The organism is Diaminobutyricibacter sp. McL0608, from assembly GCF_039613825.1.
Taxonomy (GTDB): Bacteria; Actinomycetota; Actinomycetes; order Actinomycetales; family Microbacteriaceae; genus Diaminobutyricibacter.
The window spans coordinates 2,284,333-2,304,152 of sequence record NZ_CP154826.1 but is presented as its reverse complement, the minus strand read 5'-3'; the positions used below and the strand labels follow the sequence as shown (position 1 = coordinate 2,304,152).

The window sequence follows — 19,820 nt, the reverse complement described above, 5'->3', positions numbered from 1 at the left end:
TCCTTCAGCCGATCACGCGTAATTGTGCAGCTCGGGGTCGCGCCCGAGGAGCTTGGCGTCGAGGCGTTCGACCGCGAGGTCGGCACGCTTGATCTGGTCGTCGGTTCGCACGATCGCGGCGCGGATCAGCTCTTCGCGTTTCTGCGCGTCGGAGACCCGCTCGGCGCACGTCGCGACATTGCGTGTGCGCTGACGGTCGATCTCGGCGACTCCCGCCCGCTCGAAGGCGGACAGCTCGTGTTCGAAGACCTCCAGGGTCTCCACGTCGACGGCGTCGCGCATCCGTCGGAGGCGCCAGAAGAGGCGTCGGCGGATGCGTCCCGTCTTGGGAACGTCGTAGTCGGCCACCGGCCGGTCACGTCTGGGCATCGGTTCCCCCTTGCCAGAGTTCGAGGAGCTTGGTCTGCTCTTTGCTCGTCAGCCAGTCCGAGCGCCGCAGCACCGGAGCGCGGTCGACTGGACGATCGTGGGTGCCGGAGCGCCGGTAGGCACCCCAGTAGATGGCGATCTTCTCGTCCGAGTGGTCGTAGTACCGGTTGGCCCGCAGTCGGGCAGCCGTGAAGCGGGCCTGGATGACCGCCCTGAGTTCGTCGACGCGCCTCCGGCCCCTGCTGATCCTGCGCTCCAGGCGCCGCAGCTCTTCGAAGGTCGGTCCACGGCCTTCGGCGATCGCCTCCCGGTCGGGTGGTGCCAGTTCGTCGGTCTTCGTCTCGTAGGCGGCGATGTCGTCGTCGAGCGACCGGATGAGCATCCGATACTCCGTCAGCTCCGCGCTGACACGTGCATGGAAGCGCTGCTCTTCGCGGCGTGAGTAGCCGTTCGCGTGCGCCTGGATGGCCTGGACCGTCGGCGTCGAGGGCTCCGTATCGCCGTCGTACTGCACGGGAGGCGCAGCTGTCGCGGCGTCCTGACGCGCGAGCCGTTCGAGCCGCTTGCGCGAGATCATCCCCACCCGCAGGGGTGCGCGCGAGGCCCGTGGGACGTTCTGCGAACCTGTCGCCATGCCATCCACCCCATTCCTCAGCCCGGCACACACACCGACGGACCTCGAAGCGTACGCACAGGTCCTGACAAAGTTCTAGGGGATTGTCGAAGATCTCCCGATAGTTGGGGCGCGGTTCCGGGCCGGACGGCTGTTCAGACTCTCAGGATATTCCGCGGATGCGCGGTTGACCATGAGCCCGCGCGGCCAGAGCCGTAGCCCGCGCGGTCAGGGTTTCGGGGGAGTGAGCCCGACGGCCGGGAGCAGGACACCGTCGATCAGCGAGACGAGGAAGGCCCGGTCGACCGGCTTGCGCTGGATGAGTGAGCGATAGGCCGCCATCGACGGGGTGAGCAGCGAGAGGGCGTCGATATCGGCGTCGGGGGAGATCTCGCCCCGCTCCATTGCGCGGCGCAGGAAGACGCGGTTGGCTTTCGCCCGGGGCTCAACGATCGCCGCGTTCACGGCATCGGCGAGTTCGGGGGTCCGTGACAGCATCGACATCAGGCCGGCCATCACCTGGAGCTTCTTCTCGCCGTCCTGCATCGAGTGCGGCTTGACCATCGCGAGCATGTCCCCACGGAGTGTTCCTGTGTCTGGAAGGTGGTCCAGATCGAGGTCGGCGGTCTTCATGCAGGCGACGGCGTCGACGACGAGTTCGCCTTTGGAGGCCCACCGGCGGTAGAGAGTGGCCTTGCCCGCCTTGGCGCGGTTGGCCACCATCTCGATGGTCATGCCGTCGTAGCCGGTCTCGGCGAGGACGTCGAGGGCTGCCTCGAGGATCTCGGGGTCGCGGGTGTGGTCGCGTTTGCGCCCGAGTTTCGACGGTTCGGCCGTCTCGTTCTGGGTCAGGTCGAGCTGCGTCATTGCGGCTATCTCCCTTTGTGTCTGTGCGGTTCTTCATAAATCATAACATTTAAGGAACTGTTAATATCCGAAACTGCCGAGTTCCGGATATAGTGGGTCTCATGCCACCCACAACATCCTCGATTCCAACCGTCGCGCACACGCCGACGACCGCACGACACTGGTGGACTCTCGCCACTGTCGGGCTGGCCCAGCTCATGGTCGTCCTCGACTCGACCGTCGTCAACATCGCGCTTCCGTCCGCCCAGGCCGACCTCGGCTTCACGAACGCCGAACGCCAGTGGATCATCACGGCCTACTCTCTTGCTTTCGGCAGCCTCCTGCTGCTCGGCGGCCGCCTCTCCGACCTCATCGGCCGCAAGAGGACGTTCATCATCGGCCTCATCGGCTTCGCCGGCGCGTCCGCGCTGGGTGGCGCCGCCAACACGTTCGGCCTGCTCGTCGGCGCCCGAGCGCTCCAGGGGGCGTTCGGGGCGCTGCTCGCGCCGACCGCGCTGGCCGTGCTGACGACGACCTTCACCATCCCCAAGGAACGCGCTCGCGCGTTCGGTGTCTTCGGGGCGATCGCGGGTGCGGGCGGTGCCATCGGCCTCCTGCTCGGCGGGGTCCTGACGGAGTACTTCAGCTGGCGCTGGAGTCTCTACATCAACGTCGTCATCGCCATGGTCGCGATCGTCGGGGCCATCCTGTTCGTGACGAGCGTCCAGCGCACCGGTCCGCGGCCGAAGCTCGACATCCCTGGAACGGTGCTCGTCTCCGGCGCGCTGTTCAGCCTCGTCTACGGGTTCTCGAACGCCGAGACCGACGGCTGGGATTCGCCTCTCACCTGGGGCTTCCTCGCCGCGGCTGTCGTGCTGCTCGTCGGATTCGTGCTCTGGCAGCTCCGTGCCAAGCACCCGCTGCTGCCCCTGGCGATCGTGCTCAACCGCAACCGCGGAGCGGCCTTCATCTCGGTGCTCATCGCCGGTGCAGGTATGTTCGGGATCTTCCTTTTCGTTACCTACTACATGCAAGAGACGCTGCACTACTCGCCCATCCAGACCGGGCTCGGCTTCCTGCCGATGATCGGGATGCTCGTGGTGTCGGCGCAGCTGTCGACGAACCTCTTCCTGCCGAGGTTCGGGCCCAAAGTGATGGTCCCGTTCGGCATGACCCTGGGGGCGATCGGGATGCTCTACCTCACGCACCTCGACCAGCACAGCACCTACGCCGCGGACATCCTGCCACCGCTGCTCATCCTGGGCTTCGCGATGGGCTCGATCATGCCGGCGTCGATCCAGACCGCCACTCTCGGTGTCGACCGCTCCTTCGCCGGTGTCGCGTCGGCCACGGTCAACACGAGCCAGCAGGTCGGCGGCTCTCTCGGAACCGCGCTGCTGAACACGCTCGCGGCGACGGCCGCCGCCGACTACGTGGCGTCACATCTGCCGCCGACCCCGTCGGTCGTCACGGATGCCGCGGTGCACAGCTACTCGGTCGCCTACCTCTGGGGTGCGCTGTTCTTCGCCATCGGCGCGGTCATCGCGTCCCTGGTGTTCCGGCGCCGCAGCACTGCGGTCGTGCAACAGGGCGCAGCTGCACCCGCTGCCACCGCAGCTCCCGAGCCGGCCATCGCGCACTGAGCGACGACCGACGCGGCCAAATCGGTGGCCCACGCAGACTGAGTGCGTGGGTCACCGATACGTCTGTCAGACGCCCGACAGGATTTTCGTCAGAGGCGCCGGCGCGGGGTCACGACCGCACCCACCACCGCCGCTTTCGCGACCGGCGACGGGCCGGGGGAGACCGCCCGCGTGACGACTGCTGCCTTGGCGACCGGAGCGCGTACGACGCCGACCCGCCCGACTCGACCTGCTCGCAACATGTCAGGCTCCTTCTTCTTCGAGTTCTGCTTGTGCTTCAGCTTCGAGGGCGGCGACGATCGCCTGCGTGTGGATGCGGCCGTCGGCGATCAGCTGGCCGCCCGCCCGTCGCGCTGCGGCAGCGAACGGTGCCGCCCACAGGTTCTCGTACACGAGCACTCCCGCGACACTGCCCGGATCCATCGCTGCCGCGAGGTTCGCCACATCCTCTTCGGCCAGGAACTCCGCGAGTTCGGCCTCGAGTGCCGCGAGCGGCCCAAGATCGTCCAGGTCGGAGAGCTCCATCGCCTCGACGTCTCCGTTCTCGTCCTTCGCGAGGACGATCGCGTCGATCAGCCGGATCGTTCCGGCATCCACGAGTTTCACGAGTTCGTCGGCCATCTCGCCGCTGAAGTTCGATTGGCCGGCAGGAAACTCGACGATCACGAAATCGATCGGTCCCGCCTGCTCGAGGTCGTCATCCGCCATGGTGTGCTCCTTCGCTGTCGCGCTCCCGCGCTGCTGCGCGGCACCTGCTGCGGTGACGCTACCGCCGCGGGCGGACGTTCCGCATCACGCGAAGAGGGTGATAGTGGTCAGCGGAGCAGGCCCAGTTCCTGGGCGCGGACGATGGCGGCGCTCCGATTGGGCACATCGAGTTTGCGATAGATGTGCACCATGTGGGTCTTGATGGTGTTCACCGAGACGTAGAAGCGATCCGCCAGCTCACCGTTCGTCGACCGGCTCGGAAGGCACGCGAGGATCTCCAGCTCGCGCTCGGTCAGCGGCTCGCTCAGAGTGGACACCGCGGCCGGCGCCAGAGCGCTGGCCGCGCGGTCGAGGATGCGCTCTGCGAAGGCGGACCGTTCACCGGGGAGCCGGGAGAGCTGGCCGACGACATGGGGGCCGGCGCGGAGGAAGACATCGACGAGCGCGTGCTCTTCGGCCAGCGCGAGTGCCTTTCCGAGCCTTCGTTCTGCCGCGGTCGGCCGGCCCTCGACATCCGCGAGCCACGAACGCAGGATCAGTCGCTCGACGACGAGGAGCGGTTCCTCGCTCGGTGTGTCCGAATCGGTCGCCAGCAGGGCCCGTGCCCGCTGCGGCTGCTGGTGGACGAGAGCGGCCGCCGTGTGCTCGAAGCGCGTCGCCGGCGCATCCTGGCCCTCGGGCTCCGCCGCCCACGGGAGCGCATCCCGACCCGACAGCCGGCGCTCGCGCTGGCGTACCGCGGTCAGCCGATCGCGGACCACGGGCGGCGGCGGGCCATCCGGCACGCCTGCAATGTCGTCCGTGGTCGTCCCGCCCAGCTCGGCATGGATGAGGTGGGCGATCCACATGAGCTGGGTGCGTTTGTTCGGCACCGCTCGCGCGAGGCCCTCGGTGAGACTGCGTTCGGCGCGGTCCGGCTCCGAGCGTTCCGTAGCGACAAGGCTTTCGGCGAAATGGGCGTCGGCCGTCGACGCGTGCGTGAGCAGCCCGGCCTCCTCGGCGATCGCGAGCGCTTCCAGTGCGAGGTCCTCCGCGCGGTTCGTGTGCCCGCACCACGCCTCCACGAGTGCCAGGGAACCGAGCGAACTGATCCGCCACGGCGCGTAGCCGGCGCCCTCGGACCGTGTCGCGCGTTCCAGCCAGAGTCGGGCCTCCGAGAAGTCTCCGTTCAGAAAATGGGCGCGCCCGCCCGAGAACAGGGTCATGGTTCGGAGCGACTCGAAGTCGGTGATCCCCAGCAGATCAGGAGTGGAGGAGCCGGGATTCGCCTCGAGCAGCGCCAGCGACCGGATCGCCGCATCCACTGATGCTTCCGGATGCGGGCTCCACCACGCCTGGCAGGCGATGATCGCGTGCGCGACGAGTTGCTGGCCGACGGTCGCATCCGGGTCGTTGATCACGCGACGCAACGGATCGGCCGCAGCGACCATCTGCCCTTCGAGTCCGCGCAGGACTCCGAGCAGCAGGAGGAGGTCGAGCCGATCGTGCACCACGGAGTCGGGCAGGTCGGTCATCCAGCGGATCACCGTGCGCAGTTCGCCGCGCTCGAAGATCTCCGCCCCGCGCGTGCGCACCATCATGAGCGCGCGCTCCCACTCCCTGGCACGCAGCAGGTATTCCACGGCTCGCTGCACGTCGGCACGGGCGAGATACCAGTCAGCGGCCCCGGCCAGCAGGGTGGATTCGGCGCCGGGCTCTTCGGCCCGCAGGTGGTAGCGGAGCAGGTCGCGGAACAGGTGGTGAAAGCGGAACCATTCCCGGCGCGTGTCCAGCGGGACCAGGAACATCGATTCGCGTTCGAGGGACTCCAGCCACGACTGGGCGCCGTCTTCGCCGGTGACCTCCGTGATCAGGTCGGCCGACATCTCGTCGAACGCGGACATGCGGAGCAGGCTCGTGCGCCTGCGCCTCGGCTGCACGTGCAGGACTTCGTCGGTGAGGTAGTCGGCGACCATCCGGTCCGTTCCACCGAACTGCTCGATGAATTCCTCCGGGTCGTCGCGCCCCTTCAGCGTCATCGCTGCCAGCTGGAGGCCGGCGACCCAGCCCTCGGTGCGGGCGACCAGGGCGTTCACGGACTCTGCGTCGAACCGGCGCCCGCAGAGCCGCGCGAGCAGCTCCGACGATTGTTCCGTGTCGAACGCCAGGTCGGCACTGCGCAGTTCGACGAGGTCGCCGTTGAGGCGGTGGCGGCTCCAGCCGAGGGGGAGATCGAATCGTGTCGAGAAGACGGTGTGGATGTTCGGAGGGGCGAACTCGACGATCCGCTCGAGGTCGTCGAGGAGGCTCCGGTTGGTCAGGTGGTGGACATCGTCGAACACGACGACGGTGTCGGGCAGCTTTGCCAGCCGCGACGGAAGGACCTCGAGGAAGGTCTCACCGAGCCGGCCACCGGCGGTGGCCACGGGAGCCGCCACATCGAGGAAGTGCGGCTTGACCGCGGCAAGTGCGGCGATCAGCTTGGCGGCGAAATGACTGGGATCGTTGTCGGCCGCTGTGACGTCGAGCCAGACGAACGACCGATCGGGATGCACCGCGGCCCATTGCTCGAGCAGCACGGTCTTCCCAGCCCCAGCGGGCGCCACGATAAGCGCCAGAGGCTGTGACAGGACCCCGTCGAGCACTCCCCGAAGTGTCGGCCTGTCTATCGCGTGACGCGGAACGCTGCGGTTTTCACCCATAACCCAGCTCTCTCTATCCCCCTCAGTGTGGCAGGACATCGCCTCGGAAGCCACACCCGAATTGGGGTGGGACGGGACGTATCACCCTCCTCGGATGATGCCCTCGGCAGGGGATGCGTCGACACTGAGACACGAAAGGTCGGAGCCGTGTGGGAGAGGGCGTCGTGCTCAACGAAACGTACGAGATCGTGATCCGGGGCACACTCAGCCCGGCCGTCCTCGGTGCGTTCCCCGGTTTCCACGTCAAGGAGGTGGAGCAGGGCTTCACTCACCTCGTCGGAACGGTCCCGGATCAGGCGCGACTTCACGGACTGCTCGACACTGTGGCCAGCCTGAACATCGAGCTCGTCTCCGTTAACCCCCGTCCGGGCGAATTCGCGGACGCCGACCATGAACCATCCACACGAAGGGAAGACACATGACAATCGCAGTTCAGGGCCGACTCTCGCGTCCGGGGGTAGATCATGGCTGACTTCGAGTACGGACCCGTGGAGATCTTCCTCATCGGCTTCGACGGTGAGCGCCCGGGACCCGATGTGGTCAACGCGATCGTCGACGTCGTCGAGACGGGAACAGTGAGACTGCTCGACCTCCTCTTCGTCACGAAGTCCTTCGAGACCGGTGACGTGGTGGTCCTCGAGATCGATGAGGTGGCCGACGAGTACGGCCTCCCGGAGTTCGAACTCCTCGAGATCGGGATCGCCGGCGAGGAGGATGTCGCCGACTTCGCCGACGACCTCGAACCGGGAACGTCGGCGGCGTTGCTCGTCGTCGAGCACACCTGGGCCCGCAACTTCGCCCAGGCCCTCTTCAACGCGGGCGGAGCGGTGTTGCGCACGGAACGCATCCCGGCCCCGGTCGTCAACGAAATCGCAGCGCTGAGCAGCGCCGAATAGATCGTCTGAAGGAGAACACTATGTTGGGACGACGGATGGGCCGAGGCGGGCTGGTTCGTGCTGCGGCGACGACAGCGGTCGTGGCGGGCACGGCGACGGCCGTGTCGGGCGGGATGCGCTCGCGGCAGGACGCCAAGTCGCAGCAGGCCGCGGAGGCACAGGCATACGAGCAGCAGCAGCAGCAGGCGCAGATGGACTACGCGGCGCAGCAGGCGGTGGCAGCGCAGCAGGCGCAGCAGGCCGCGGCGGCACCCGCTCCGGCAGCAGCGCCCGCGAACGACATGATGACTCAGCTGCAGAACCTTGCCACGATGCACACGCAGGGCATCCTCTCGGATGACGAGTTCGCTGCGGCGAAAGCCAAGCTTCTCGGCTAGCAGGGGTGCTGAGGTGTCAGAAATGGCTGGTGCGCAAGTGTGCGTCACCAGCCATTTCTGTTGCCCGTAGGCGGTGGTTCAGACCGCTGACCAGCCGCCGTCGGACGGCAGGATGACGCCGTTGATGTTCACGCCGTCGTCGCTAAGCAGGAACGTGATCGATGCGGCGAGAGCATCCGCCTCGACCGGGTCGGGCAGCACGGTCATGGCGAGCTGGACGCGTTCGGCTCCGAGAGGAGAAGCGAAGCTCGCCTGGATGTTCGTGATGGTCGGGCCGGGGGCGACCGCGTTGACGCGGATCCCGCTCGGTCCGTACATGAACGCACTGCTCTTCGTCAGGCCGGCGACCGCATGCTTGGACGCGGTGTAGGCAGCACCTGCAGCAGACCCGCGCAGGGCGGCCTCCGACGCGATGTTGACGATCGATCCGTACGCCTGGGCGAGCATCGTGGGAACGACGGCGCGCATCAGCTTCATCGTGCCGACGACGTTGATCGCGAAGACCCGGTTCCAGACATCGTCGCCCACCTCGTGGACGGGCGTCATGTTGTCCATGATGCCGGCGACGTTCGCCAGTGCGTCGATCCTGTCGCCCGCGGCGGCGACGATCGATGCGATCGCGGCATCGTCGGTGATGTCCCCGACGACGGGGACGATCTGCGCCTGAGGGTGCTCGGCGACGAATTCGTCGAGACGCTGCTGCGAGATGTCGACCGCGATCACGCGGCCGCCTTCGCGTGCGACGCGGGATGCGGTTGCGCGGCCGATTCCGGAACCGGCACCGGTCACGATGACGGTATTGCCGCTGAAGCGGCCGTTCGTGGTCTTCTCGACCCACACCGGGGTCTCGGCTGTCGGCTCGGTCGGCTCGGCGTCATCCGCTGCGTCACCCGCTCCGGCGGTCTCGGCACCCCGCGCGGATGCTGCGGCCGCGGCACCTTGTACGAGCTGGTCGACCATCTCTGCGGTGAAGGCGCCCTGGCTGAGCTTCACCAGTCGCTTCAGCGCGAGCCGGCGGACGGGCTTCATGACTGACGCATCCTGGCCGGACTGCGCGAGCAGTTCGCTGATGATCGGTCCGCCGATCGGATCGTCGAGCCAGGTTCCGATCGACGAGTCGCCGGTGAGTCGGGTTGTCTTGGCCATGCGGGTGTTCCTCCTGGTTTCTGTGGGGAGCGCTGTCTGAGGGGTCGCTCCTACCGGACATCATTGTCCGGTAGTACGCTACACCCGTGCCGGACACGAAGAAAACGAATCGCGGGCCGAGTGCGGGCCCGGCCAACCGGCACGCGCTGATCGTGGCCGCGCGCGAGGTCTTCGCGGAGTCCGGCTACAACGCACCCCTGAGTGCTGTCGCCCGCCGGGCGGGCGTCGGTCAAGGGAGCCTGTATCGCCACTTCCCCGACCGCCTCGACCTCGCCGTGGCCGTGTTCGACGACAACATCACCGAACTCGAGGCATTGGGCACGCGTGAGGACGCGACTCTGAGCGACCTGTTCGATGCGGTCGCCGAGCAGGCACTGGGCTCCACTGCTCTCATCGAGGTGGTCTCATCGGGCGTGGGGGACCCTCGGGCGGACCACCTGAGCGACCGGGTGATCGCTGTCGTCGACGCGATCCTGGTCCGCGACAAGTCGGCGGGAACGATCGGCTCGCACGTGGAGAGTGCCGACGTCATGCTCGCGTTCACGATGCTCGCATTCCTGCTGGCGCGAACCGCGGCGGACGAACGAGCAGGCGTGGGAGCGCAAGCGCGGTCGATCTTCCGCGCGGCCTTCGTGCCGCGTCCCTGACCTGTCAGGCGGTCAGCATCATCTCCGCGTCGGCCTCGTCCATGACCTGCATCCCACCGGTCCGCACGGAGGTCGCGGTGAGCGCCTCGATCCAGCGCAGGTTGATCGACGGCGGCCGGCTTCCAACGAAGCGGAACGTGAGCTGGGATTCCCTGCTTATCCACAGGCTGATCCGGCCGGATCCCTTGTCGGGCGGCAGGGACCAGTTGAGGAGGAAGCTCTCGTGGCGCAGCAGCTTCGCCACGATGGCGAGCTTCATGTGGCTGAGCATTCGGTCATCGAACTCGAATGTCTGCGTTTCGCCGTAGGTCAGTGATCCCATGTGCTCAAGTCTGTACCCCCGCCCGCGATCAGGGGAGAAGTGCGGACTCGAGCGATTCGGCGACGTAGCGTCCGAAACGCTCGGGCGACCAGCCGGCTCGGAGTACCAGCAGCTCGAACAGCTCGGGCGAACTGAGCGCCCACATGATGTCGGTCGCCTCCTCCAGCGTGATTCCCGGCCTGAGCCGGCCGCGGTCGGCCAGCGACAGTGCGTTGTGCCGCATCCGCGCGCGACGGCTGTCGTCGCTGTCGCGCAGGAGCGCGGCCATCTCGGTATCGGATGCAGCCGCGTCGCGGACCAGGAGGTGGATGGGCGCCACCATCGGGGCGACCTCCGCCGTCAGCGCGCCCCAGCCGCGGACGACTGCGCGTGCATCCGCTTCTCCGTCCTGCAGCGCGTCGGACCGGAGCGGTGCGGCCGTCGCCTCGCTGCCGAGGAGGCTTTCGTCGTAGATTGCCCGGACCAGTCCGCCTTTGCCGCCGAAGGTCTTGTAGACCGTGTCGATCGAGAGCTGGGCGTCGTCGGCGATCGTCGCGATGGTGGTCGCAGCGTAGCCGTCGGCGAGGAAGCGCTTGCGGGCGGACTGGAGGATCGCGGCTCGGTTGCGGTGCGCCTGCGCGCGACGTGCGCGGGAATCGTACGGTCGGCGCTTCGAATCCGTGGACATGCGATTCATTCTATGCTACCGTATTCATTCTATGCTACCGTATTCATTCTAGCTACCAATAATGGAATCGAGGCCTCCGATGAGAGGTTCGACTGATCCGACTGCCGTCATAGCGCGACTCGTGTCCGCGACGAACGCACATGACCTCGACGCTCTGACCGCATGTTTCGCCGACGACTACGTGAACGCGACGCCGGTCCATCCGGCCCAGGGTTTCACCGGCTCCGCCCAGGTCGGGCGCAATTGGGGGCAGCTGTTCGCCGCCATACCCGACCTGCGGGCGAACCTGCTCGCGACGGCCGTCGACGACCGGACCGTGTGGAGCGAGTGGGAGCTCGGGGGCACACGGCGCGACGGGTCGACCCATCTGATGCGGGGCGTGATCGTCTTCACGATTGGAGACGACGTCATCACTGAAGCGCGCTTCTACCTCGAACCCGTCTCCGTCGCCGACGTCGGCATCGACGAGACCATCGCACGCGTGACGCACGCCAGCGGTTCGGGTGCGCGGCCATGACCCTCGTGATCGGGGCGAGTGGAACCCTCGGACGCATACTCGTCCCCGAGCTGCTGGCACGCGGCGAGCAGGTCCGGGTCCTGACGCGTGATCGATCGCGCATCGCCGAAGACAGGGTCGAGGTCGTCGTCGGTGACGTCCGTGACATCGCTGCCGTCGAAGAGGCGATGCGCGGCTGCGAGGTCGTCGTTCTCGCCGCTCACGGCTTCGTCGGCCCGCGGGGGATCAGCCCGGAGACCATCGACCGGGATGCGAACATCGCCGCGATCGGGCGGGCGGCAGCCGCCGGCGTGCGCCACATCGTCCTGGTCTCGGCCTACGGGGCCGGCCCGCAGCATCCGATGAGCCTGCACCGGGCCAAGTTCGCCGCAGAGAGGGCACTCTCGGCGAGCGCAGTCTCCTGGACGATCATCCGTCCGGCACCGTTCCTCGAGACGTGGACCGGAATCATCGGCGCCCATGTCGACGACCGCCACCAGGCGCTCGTGTTCGGGTCCGGAACCAATCCCATCGACTTCGTGCGAGCGGCCGCGGTCGCCGACGCGATCGCCGAAGCCGTCTCCGAGCATCCGCGTCGCAACCGGGAGCTCGATGTCACGCCCCGGCTCGCCCGCACCTTCACCGAGATCGCCGAGGAGGCGGTCGCGCGTGCCTCGACTCCTGCGCGCATCCGCCACGTCCCGCTCGGCATGCTGCGGCTTCTCTCGCACGCAGCGAAGCCGTTCTCACCGTCGTTCGCGCGTCAGGCGCATGCCGCCGTGGTCATGAATACGACCGACATGACCGTGTCCGACCGTTGCGCTCCATCGACAGCGGGGAAGATACTGGGCTGACACCGGCTCGCTGCCGGCCGCTAGGCACGAACACAACGGCTGAGAAGCGGGGCAGAACATGAAGAAGTGGTCCGTCGTCATCATCCTCGGCGCAGCCCAGTTCGTCATGGTGCTCGACGGCACTGTCATGAACGTGTCGATCTCTACGGTCGTGGCCGACCTCAACACGACGGTCTCGGCGATGCAGGCCGCCATCACCTTCTACACGCTGACGATGGCGTCGGTCATGCTGCTGGGGGCGAAGCTGGGCGACCTGTGGGGTCGGCGCCGCGCGTTCGTGATCGGATCGATCGTCTACGCGATCGGGTCGCTGACCACGGCTCTCGCGCCGAACATCGTGGTGCTGTTCCTCGGCTGGTCGATCATCGAGGGTCTCGGCGCGGTGCTGGTCATCCCCGCGATCGCCGCCCTCGTCGCCGACAACTACACCGGCCCGAGCAGGATCACGGCCTTCGCGATCATCGGCGCGGTCTCGGGGGCCGCGGTCGCCGCAGGACCGCTGATCGGCGGCTTCGTCACCACGTATTTCAGCTGGCGCTACGTCTTCGTCGCCGAAGTGGTCATCATGGCGGTGGTCGTCCTGTTCGCGCGGGTCATCGCGGACAAGGCCGGGCGACGCTCCGAGCGCATCGACGTCTGGAGCGTGCTGCTCTCGGCGGCGGGCCTCGTCTTCGTGGTGCTCGGGATGCTGCAGAGCAAGACCTGGGGCTGGATCACCCCGCTTGCGTCCCCGGAGATCAACGGCGTGCCGATCCAGCCGCTCGGAATCTCGCTCTCAGCGTGGCTGATCCTCCTCGGGGCCATCCTGCTCTGGGCGTTCATCGCGCGGCAGCGACGTCTGGTCGCCACGGGGCGGCCTCCGCTGGTGCACGTCAGCCTCTTCGACATCCGCCAGCTGCGCAGCGGGTTGGGCGTCCTGGGCGCGCAGTACGCAGTGACCGCCGGCCTGTTCTTCATGGTGCCGGTCTACCTTCAGATGACACTGGGGCTGGATGCGCTGCAGACCGGCATCCGGATCTTCCCGCTCTCGATCTCCCTCATCCTGTTCTCGATCGTGGGCACCCGGCTCTCGCGCATCTGGTCTCCCCGGCGCATCGTGCGGGTCGGGCAGTGGATCCTGGTCGGCAGCGCGATCCTTCTGCTCGGCGCGGTCTCCCCGGACCTGCAGTCGTTCCTGTTCGGGCTCGGGATGTTCCTCGCCGGGGCCGCGCTCGGCCTGCTCGCATCGCAGCTCGGCGCGGTGAACATGTCGAGTGTGACCGAGAAGGAGACGAGCGAGGTCGGCGGCCTTCAGGGAGTGTTCCAGAACCTCGGCTCCTCGCTCGGTACGGCGCTGATCGGTTCCATACTCATCGGGGCCCTCACAACCTCGTTCTCGGCAGGGGTCGCAGCCAGCACGCTGCCCAGCGACGTCAAGGCGACCGTCGCCACAGAGACCGAGGGCGGAGTCGCCATCGTCCCGGCCGCGACCGTCACCGAGATCGGCAAAGAGAACGGTCTCAGCGCAGACCAGTCCAAGCAGCTGGCAGCCGTCTACACCGATGCCCAGCTGTCGTCACTCGAAACGGCGTTCTTCGGCCTGATCGCGATCACGCTCGGCTCCCTGCTGCTCTCGAAGGGCATCCCGACCGAGGTCGCCGGACGCAAATGGGACGAGGCGAAGACCGGGTGAGCCCGTCCGCCGGGGCCGTCGCGCTGAGCGACCGCACGCGTTCTTTCTGAGCGCCCGCGTACGTACGAGGGCGGTCGCGAACAATTAGTGCGGAGGGCGCAAGTCGACGTACAGTGACACCATGACCCAGGTCACCGTGGGCATCCCACGCATTCGGCGCGACCCGGCGCAGATGCCGAGCCTTGCCGATCGCCCGGAGGTTCCGGGCCTCATCGACCGTTTCGGTCGTACAGCTCGCGACCTGCGTATCTCCGTCACGGAGAAGTGCTCGCTGCGCTGCACCTATTGCATGCCCGAGGCCGGCCTGCCCGTGATCGCTCGCGAAGACCTGCTGACGCCGGTCGAGATCGCGCGCCTCGTCGGCATCGGCGCCCGCGACCTCGGGATCCGCGAGGTGCGGTTCACCGGCGGTGAGCCGCTCATGCGCGCCGACCTGGAAGAGATCATCGCTCGCAGTGCCGCAGTCGCGCCGGGCATAGACCTGTCGATCACGACGAACGCCGTCGGCCTCGAACACCGTGTCGCGCGCCTGGTGGCCGCCGGGCTCACCCGCATCAACATCTCCCTCGACACCGTCGACCGAAAGCACTTCGCCGAGCTCACCCGGCGTGACCGTCTCGACTCGGTCTTCGCGGGCATCCGTGCGGCGCACGCAGCGGGCCTGGCTCCGCTCAAGCTCAACGCCGTGATGATGCGGTCGACCCTCGATGACGCGCCCGACCTGCTCCAGTGGGCGATCGCCAACGGCTGCCGCCTGCGTTTCATCGAACAGATGCCGCTCGACGCCGACCACACCTGGACACGAGACAACCTCGTCACTGCGGCCGAACTCCTCGAGAGGCTCGGCGAGCGTTTCGAGCTGACCGAGATCGGACGGGACGACCCGTCGGCGCCGGCTGAAGAGTGGTCGGTGGATCGCGGCCCGCACACCGTCGGCATCATCGCATCGGTGACGCGGCCGTTCTGCGAGGCGTGCGACCGCACGAGGATCACGGCGGAGGGCACCGTGCGTTCGTGCCTCTTCAGCGACGAGGAGACCGACCTGCGGCCGTTGCTCCGCGGGGCCGCGTCGGACGCGGAGATCGCCCAATGGTGGCGGGGTGCCATGTGGGGCAAATGGGCCGGCCACGGGATCAACGCCGCCGACTTCATCCCCCCAGAGCGCAGCATGGGCGCCATCGGCGGCTGACCCGCCGCTCGCCCCGACCAACCCGCGAGCACAGGAAAAAGCATCCCGAATCGCGACGATCGGATGCTTTTTCCTGTGCTCGCGCGGCCTATGCCCGGGTGAGGGCGTCTTCGAGGGCGACCCAGGGGAGCATGGCGCACTTCACGCGGGCGACGTAGCGGGAGGCGCCGGCGAGAACCACCGCGTCGCCGAGGAGCTCTTCGTCGCCGTCGAGGGTCCCCTTCGACTGCATCATCGTGCGGAAGGCGTCGATCCGTGCGTTCACCGCATCGCGGTCGAGGTCGCGGATGAGGTCGAACAGCAGGGATGCGGACGCCTGCGAGATCGCGCAGCCGTGGCCCTCCCAGCTCACGGACTCCACGAGACCGCTGGACGCATCCGTGAGGACGCGCAGGGTGAGGTCGTCACCGCAGGTCGGGTTCACCTGATGCGACTCGGCACTCGACGGATCGGTGAGCCCGAAGCCGTGGGGCTTGCGGGCGTGATCCATGATCACTTCCTGATAGAGGTCGCGCAGGGGCATCCCCTCGGATCCGGTGCCGTGGTCGCTCATCGCCCGACTCCGAAGAAGGGCCGCACGTCGGCGACCGCGTTCAGGAACGTGTCGACTTCGTCCGGCGTCGTGTACAGGTACGTGCTCGCACGGGTCGTCGCTGTGACGCCGAACCGGCGGTGGAGCGGCTGGGCGCAATGGTGGCCGACGCGTACAGCGATGCCGAGTTCGTCCAGGTACTGGCCGACATCGTGGGCGTGGACGCCGTCGACGTCGAAGCTTGCGAGCCCGGCCCGCTCGTCGCCCAGTGCGGGGCCGAGGACACGGATGCCCGGGATGTCCGCGAGGCCGGCCACGAGTCGACGGCCGAGCGAGGACTCCCAGTCGTGCACCCGGTCGAGCCCGACCGAGTCGAGGTAGCGGACGGCCGCGGCCAGGCCGATCGCCTGGGAGACACGCTGCGTGCCGGCCTCGAACCGCTGCGGTGCCGGAAGGTACTCCGCGTGGTCGAGCGTCACCGTGGTGATCATCGAGCCGCCGGTCAGGAACGGAGGGAGGGCGTCGAGGAGTTCCGCGCGGCCGTAGAGCACGCCGACCCCGGTCGGGCCGAGCATTTTGTGGCCGGAGAACGCTGCGAAGTCGACGTCGAGCGCGCGCAGGTCGAGGGGACGATGCGGCGCCGACTGGCAGGCGTCGAGCAGGGCGAGAGCTCCCACCGAATGGGCGAGGGCCGTCAGCTTCTCGACGGGGTTGACCGTGCCGAGCACGTTCGAGACGTGGGTGTAGCAGACCAGCCGTGTGCGGTCGCCGATGACCCGGGCCGCCTCCTCAAGGTCGAGGGTGCCCGCATCGGTCAGGGGGATCACCCGGAGGGACGCGCCCGTCCGCGCAGCCAGTTCCTGCCACGGAATCAGGTTCGCGTGGTGCTCCATCTCGGTCACGACGATCTCGTCGCCTTCACCTAGGCGGAAGCGCTCAGCTGCTTCTCCGCCGCGTCCCGCGCTCGCGTTCGACATCGCGTAGGCGACGAGGTTGATCGCCTCCGTAGCGTTGGACGTCCAGACGATCTCGTCGTGACCGACTCCGACGAAGGACGCGACGGTCGTCCGCGCATCCTCGAACAGTTCGGTGGCCTCCGCCGCGAGCGTGTGCGCCCCGCGGTGAACAGCGGAATTGTGGTGCTCCGCGAAATCGACCTCCGCGTCGATCACCGCACGCGGACGCTGCGACGTCGCGCCGGAGTCGAGATAGACGAGCGGATGCCCGTTCACCCGCTCCCGGAGGATCGGGAAATCGCGGCGGAGGCTGTCGACCTCCTCGGTCGTCAGAGCCCGCGTCGTCGGGTCGGCAAGTGTCATCGTGGTGCAGTCCTGTTCCTGTCGGGGCGCGCTGCAGACCGCCGGTATGGGCACGGCGCCGCGTTCCGCACTCCAAGGCTACGCCGCGCACGCGGTCGATGGGTCGGCTGTGACATTGTTGCGAGCCTGCATCGCGGCCCCGGCGGCGGCGTACATTCGGGTACCTCTCGGGCGGGTGGCTCCCGATCTGCTGGCGACGGACCCGGACATCCCCCAATAGACATCGTCGCCGTGAAATAGGTGGGAGCGCCGCGGGCGCTTCATGAAGGTTTCGTCAGGCTTCCCGCCACCACGTCAGGGAAACCCAAGGGAACCGGTGGGACTGTGGGAGCGTGGACACCTCCCCGCAATTCTTCCGTCGTGACCGGATGGCCGACCTCTCGAGACGGCTCGAACCCCTGCGGCGCTACGAGATCACCCCGGCGAAGACCCGCCTGGGCGTGTTCGCACAGATCGGGATCGCCTGCCTCATGGCCGCCGTGCTGGTCGCCGCAGTCGTCCTTCCCGGGTTCCTGGGGGTCAGCGCCGCCGCATCCGCCGGCATCAACGGGTTCAATCAGCTCCCATCCGACCTGAAGATCATGCCGTTCGCGCAGGACTCCGCCATCTACGCGAAGAAGGGCGGCGTCGAGGTCCCCATCGCATCCTTCTACGCCCAGGACCGGGTCAACGTCTCGTGGGGCGCGGTCGCGCAGACCGTGAAGGATGCGACGGTCGCCGCTGAGGACCCGCGGTTCTATTCGGAAGGGGCGGTCGACATCCTCGGCACTGTGCGCGGAGCGCTCTCGACCGTCTCCGGCGGGTCGGTGCAGGGCGGCTCCTCCATCACGCAGCAGTACGTGAAGAACGTCGAAGTCCAGCAGTGCGACGCGCTAACCGATGCGAAGGCAGTCCAGGCCTGCTACCAGAACGCGGCAGGCCAGACTCTCTCGCGCAAGGTGCAGGAGATGCGCTACGCAGTCGGACTGGAGAAGGAATACAGCAAGAACCAGATCCTGATGGGCTACCTCAACGTCGTCGGGTTCGGCGGACAGGTCTACGGCATCGAGAGCGCCGCACACTACTACTTCGGCGTCACCGCGGCCCAGCTGAACCTGGTGCAGGCGGCGACCCTCGTGGCCATCCTGAACAACCCGGCCGACCTGCGGATCGACCAACCCAAGAACGCGGCCAACGGCGCTGCGAACGGCTACAAGCTGACCAAGGAACGTCGCGACTACGTGATCGACCGGATGTACGTGAACCACAAGATCACGGCGGCGCAACGCACGGCGGCCAAGGCCACGCCGGTGAAGCCGACGATCACGCCGACGACGTCAGGATGCGCGACCGCCGTCCGCTACAACGCGGCCTTCTTCTGCGACTACGTGCGCGACGTCGTGCTCAACGACTCCGCGTTCGGCGCGACCTCGGCCGACCGATGGGCGACCCTCAACCGCGGCGGCCTGAAGATCTACACCACACTGAACCTCGACCTGCAGGCGGTCGCCCAGCAATCGCTGAGCTCGTACATCCCGGCATCCGCCAACGGAATCGACCTCGGCGCGTCGAACGTGTCGACGGAGACGGGCACCGGGCGCATCATCACGATGGTCGAGAACCGCGCCTTCAACAACACCGACCAGGCCGTTCCAGGCACGACCGCCGTCAACTACAACACCGACGAGGCGTACGGGGGATCCCAGGGGTTCCAGACCGGCTCGACGTTCAAGGCGTTCGACCTCGCGGCGTGGCTCGAAGCCGGCCACAGCCTCTACGACACGATCGACGCGACCCATTACGACTTCCCGACGTCCGACTTCACCAACACCTGTGCCGACATCAACGGGCCGGACTGGCAGGTGTCGAACGACGAAGGATCGGCCGGCTACCTGTCCGTCCTGTCCGCCACGGCGCAATCGGTGAACACGGCCTTCGCGATGATGGGCACCAAAGTCGACCTGTGCTCCATCCTGAACGCTGCCAAAGGCCTGGACGTGCATCCCGCATCCGCCGGCAACCCGCTGAACTCGTTTCCGTCGATGATCCTCGGCACGAATTACCTGTCGCCGCTGACGATGGCGACCGCCTACGCCGGCATCGCGAACGGCGGCGTCGTGTGCACCCCCGTGGCGATCGACCGGGTCGTCAACGCCGATGGCTCCGAGCGGGCCGTCACCCCGTCGAAGTGCACGCAGGGTCTCGCCCCGAACATCGCGGCCGGCGTGACCTACGCGCTGCAGGGCGTCCTGCAGGGTGGTGGAACCGCAGCCAGTGCGAACCCGGACGACGGCGTACCGATCATGGGCAAGACGGGCACCACCGACAACTCCCTGCAGAACTGGCTGGTGACCTCGACCAGCAAGGTGTCCACAGCGACCTGGGTGGGCAACGTGTCGGGGGCGACCCCGCTGCGCAGCCTCGACTTCAACGGGATCGGCGGCGGTGACGTCAAGTTCCACATCGCGCGCCCGATCCTCCAGGCGATCGACCAGGCGTACGGCGGTGCGCCGTTCACTCAGCCGTCGGATGCGCAGCTCTACGGCACGCAGGTCACGGTCCCGGATGTGTCCGGCCAGACACCGCAGGTGGCGCAGTCCGAGCTGCAGAACCTCGGCCTCACGGTGACCGTCGACCCGAACCAGGTGGACAGCCAGCAGCCCGCGGGCCAGGTCGCGTCGACGAACCCGTCGGCGGGGAGCAGGGTGAACAGCGGGGATTCCGTCACGATCGAAGTGAGCAACGGAAGCGGGGCCCCGGCCCCGACTCCGGGGGCACCCGGGCTGCCCGGGCCGACAGATCAGCCGTCCGCACCGCCGACGAGTCCGCCCGGGGGCTAGGGAATAACCGGAGGTCTCTGTTGT

At 67.6% G+C, this 19,820-nt stretch carries 21 protein-coding genes; 10 read left to right on the top strand and 11 right to left on the bottom strand.

Annotated features, from left to right (window positions below; translation table 11 throughout):
* Positions 1-12: 12 nt before the first annotated feature.
* The 3 genes from AAYO93_RS10935 to AAYO93_RS10925 all read right to left on the bottom strand — a co-directional run bounded on the left by AAYO93_RS10935 (position 13) and on the right by AAYO93_RS10925 (position 1,849).
* The gene (locus tag AAYO93_RS10935) at positions 13-369 is read right to left on the bottom strand and encodes a hypothetical protein (RefSeq protein ID WP_345761216.1); all 357 of its coding nucleotides are present in this window, start codon (positions 367-369) and stop codon (positions 13-15) included.
* The gene (locus AAYO93_RS10930) at positions 356-1,003 is read right to left on the bottom strand and encodes a hypothetical protein (protein WP_345761215.1); all 648 of its coding nucleotides are present in this window, start codon (positions 1,001-1,003) and stop codon (positions 356-358) included. The genes AAYO93_RS10935 and AAYO93_RS10930 overlap by 14 nt, the downstream gene beginning before the upstream one ends.
* A 207-nt stretch (positions 1,004-1,210) precedes the next feature.
* Positions 1,211-1,849, bottom strand: coding sequence for a TetR/AcrR family transcriptional regulator (locus AAYO93_RS10925; protein WP_345761214.1), 639 nt, complete (start codon positions 1,847-1,849; stop codon positions 1,211-1,213).
* Positions 1,850-1,950: 101 nt separating this feature from the next.
* Between AAYO93_RS10925 and AAYO93_RS10920 the strand changes: the two genes are divergently transcribed.
* Entirely contained in the window at positions 1,951-3,471 is a 1,521-nt protein-coding gene (locus AAYO93_RS10920; protein WP_345761213.1) for an MFS transporter, read from the top strand.
* A gap of 89 nt (positions 3,472-3,560) precedes the next feature.
* On the opposite strand, the gene AAYO93_RS10915 is transcribed toward AAYO93_RS10920, so the two are convergent.
* The 3 genes from AAYO93_RS10915 to AAYO93_RS10905 all read right to left on the bottom strand — a co-directional run bounded on the left by AAYO93_RS10915 (position 3,561) and on the right by AAYO93_RS10905 (position 6,803).
* On the bottom strand, positions 3,561-3,713 hold the full coding sequence (locus AAYO93_RS10915; RefSeq protein WP_345761211.1) for a hypothetical protein: 153 nt from the start codon (positions 3,711-3,713) through the stop codon (positions 3,561-3,563).
* Position 3,714: 1 nt separating this feature from the next.
* On the bottom strand, positions 3,715-4,179 hold the full coding sequence (locus AAYO93_RS10910) for a DUF6325 family protein (protein WP_345761210.1): 465 nt from the start codon (positions 4,177-4,179) through the stop codon (positions 3,715-3,717).
* Between the two features lie 107 nt (positions 4,180-4,286).
* Complete coding sequence (locus AAYO93_RS10905) at positions 4,287-6,803, bottom strand: LuxR C-terminal-related transcriptional regulator (protein ID WP_345761209.1); 2,517 nt, start codon at positions 6,801-6,803, stop codon at positions 4,287-4,289.
* Between the two features lie 221 nt (positions 6,804-7,024).
* Here AAYO93_RS10905 and AAYO93_RS10900 point away from each other — a divergent pair, with 221 nt between their 5' ends.
* The 3 genes from AAYO93_RS10900 to AAYO93_RS10890 are packed head-to-tail and all read left to right on the top strand — an operon-like array spanning position 7,025 to position 8,133.
* Positions 7,025-7,282, top strand: a complete 258-nt coding sequence (locus tag AAYO93_RS10900) for a hypothetical protein (protein WP_345761208.1) — start codon at positions 7,025-7,027, stop codon at positions 7,280-7,282.
* Between the two features lie 42 nt (positions 7,283-7,324).
* On the top strand, positions 7,325-7,756 hold the full coding sequence (locus AAYO93_RS10895; RefSeq protein WP_345761207.1) for a DUF6325 family protein: 432 nt from the start codon (positions 7,325-7,327) through the stop codon (positions 7,754-7,756).
* A 20-nt stretch (positions 7,757-7,776) separates the two neighbouring features.
* Positions 7,777-8,133 (top strand): SHOCT domain-containing protein, encoded by a 357-nt coding sequence (locus tag AAYO93_RS10890; protein WP_345761206.1) that lies wholly within the window; start codon positions 7,777-7,779, stop codon positions 8,131-8,133.
* Between the two features lie 78 nt (positions 8,134-8,211).
* On the opposite strand, the gene AAYO93_RS10885 is transcribed toward AAYO93_RS10890, so the two are convergent.
* The gene (locus AAYO93_RS10885; RefSeq protein ID WP_345761205.1) at positions 8,212-9,279 is read right to left on the bottom strand and encodes an SDR family NAD(P)-dependent oxidoreductase; all 1,068 of its coding nucleotides are present in this window, start codon (positions 9,277-9,279) and stop codon (positions 8,212-8,214) included.
* Between the two features lie 86 nt (positions 9,280-9,365).
* Between AAYO93_RS10885 and AAYO93_RS10880 the strand changes: the two genes are divergently transcribed.
* Entirely contained in the window at positions 9,366-9,926 is a 561-nt protein-coding gene (locus AAYO93_RS10880) for a TetR/AcrR family transcriptional regulator (RefSeq protein ID WP_345761204.1), read from the top strand.
* Positions 9,927-9,930: 4 nt separating this feature from the next.
* Here the strand turns inward: AAYO93_RS10880 and AAYO93_RS10875 are convergent, their stop codons facing one another.
* Positions 9,931-10,248: a hypothetical protein gene (locus tag AAYO93_RS10875; protein ID WP_345761203.1), complete on the bottom strand. Its 318-nt coding sequence runs from the start codon at positions 10,246-10,248 to the stop codon at positions 9,931-9,933.
* Between the two features lie 28 nt (positions 10,249-10,276).
* Positions 10,277-10,915, bottom strand: coding sequence for a TetR/AcrR family transcriptional regulator (locus AAYO93_RS10870; protein WP_345761202.1), 639 nt, complete (start codon positions 10,913-10,915; stop codon positions 10,277-10,279).
* A 79-nt stretch (positions 10,916-10,994) separates the two neighbouring features.
* On the opposite strand from AAYO93_RS10870, the gene AAYO93_RS10865 reads away from it, so the two are divergent.
* From AAYO93_RS10865 to moaA, 4 genes are all read left to right on the top strand, one after another.
* Entirely contained in the window at positions 10,995-11,432 is a 438-nt protein-coding gene (locus AAYO93_RS10865) for a nuclear transport factor 2 family protein (protein WP_345761201.1), read from the top strand.
* Entirely contained in the window at positions 11,429-12,265 is an 837-nt protein-coding gene (locus AAYO93_RS10860; RefSeq protein ID WP_345761200.1) for an SDR family oxidoreductase, read from the top strand. Before AAYO93_RS10865 ends, AAYO93_RS10860 begins: the two co-directional genes overlap by 4 nt.
* 58 nt (positions 12,266-12,323) lie before the next feature.
* Entirely contained in the window at positions 12,324-13,937 is a 1,614-nt protein-coding gene (locus tag AAYO93_RS10855) for an MFS transporter (RefSeq protein WP_345761199.1), read from the top strand.
* Between the two features lie 121 nt (positions 13,938-14,058).
* Complete coding sequence (gene moaA / locus AAYO93_RS10850) at positions 14,059-15,126, top strand: GTP 3',8-cyclase MoaA (RefSeq protein ID WP_345761198.1); 1,068 nt, start codon at positions 14,059-14,061, stop codon at positions 15,124-15,126.
* Positions 15,127-15,214: 88 nt separating this feature from the next.
* On the opposite strand, the gene sufU is transcribed toward moaA, so the two are convergent.
* Both sufU and AAYO93_RS10840 read right to left on the bottom strand, forming a co-directional pair.
* Positions 15,215-15,679 carry a Fe-S cluster assembly sulfur transfer protein SufU gene (gene sufU, locus AAYO93_RS10845; RefSeq protein ID WP_345761197.1) on the bottom strand — a complete coding sequence of 155 codons (465 nt, stop codon included), beginning with the start codon at positions 15,677-15,679 and terminating at the stop codon, positions 15,215-15,217.
* The gene (locus tag AAYO93_RS10840; RefSeq protein WP_345761196.1) at positions 15,676-16,977 is read right to left on the bottom strand and encodes an aminotransferase class V-fold PLP-dependent enzyme; all 1,302 of its coding nucleotides are present in this window, start codon (positions 16,975-16,977) and stop codon (positions 15,676-15,678) included. Before AAYO93_RS10840 ends, sufU begins: the two co-directional genes overlap by 4 nt.
* Positions 16,978-17,309: 332 nt before the next feature.
* Here AAYO93_RS10840 and AAYO93_RS10835 point away from each other — a divergent pair, with 332 nt between their 5' ends.
* The gene (locus tag AAYO93_RS10835) at positions 17,310-19,796 is read left to right on the top strand and encodes a transglycosylase domain-containing protein (RefSeq protein WP_345761195.1); all 2,487 of its coding nucleotides are present in this window, start codon (positions 17,310-17,312) and stop codon (positions 19,794-19,796) included.
* Positions 19,797-19,820: the final 24 nt, after the last annotated feature.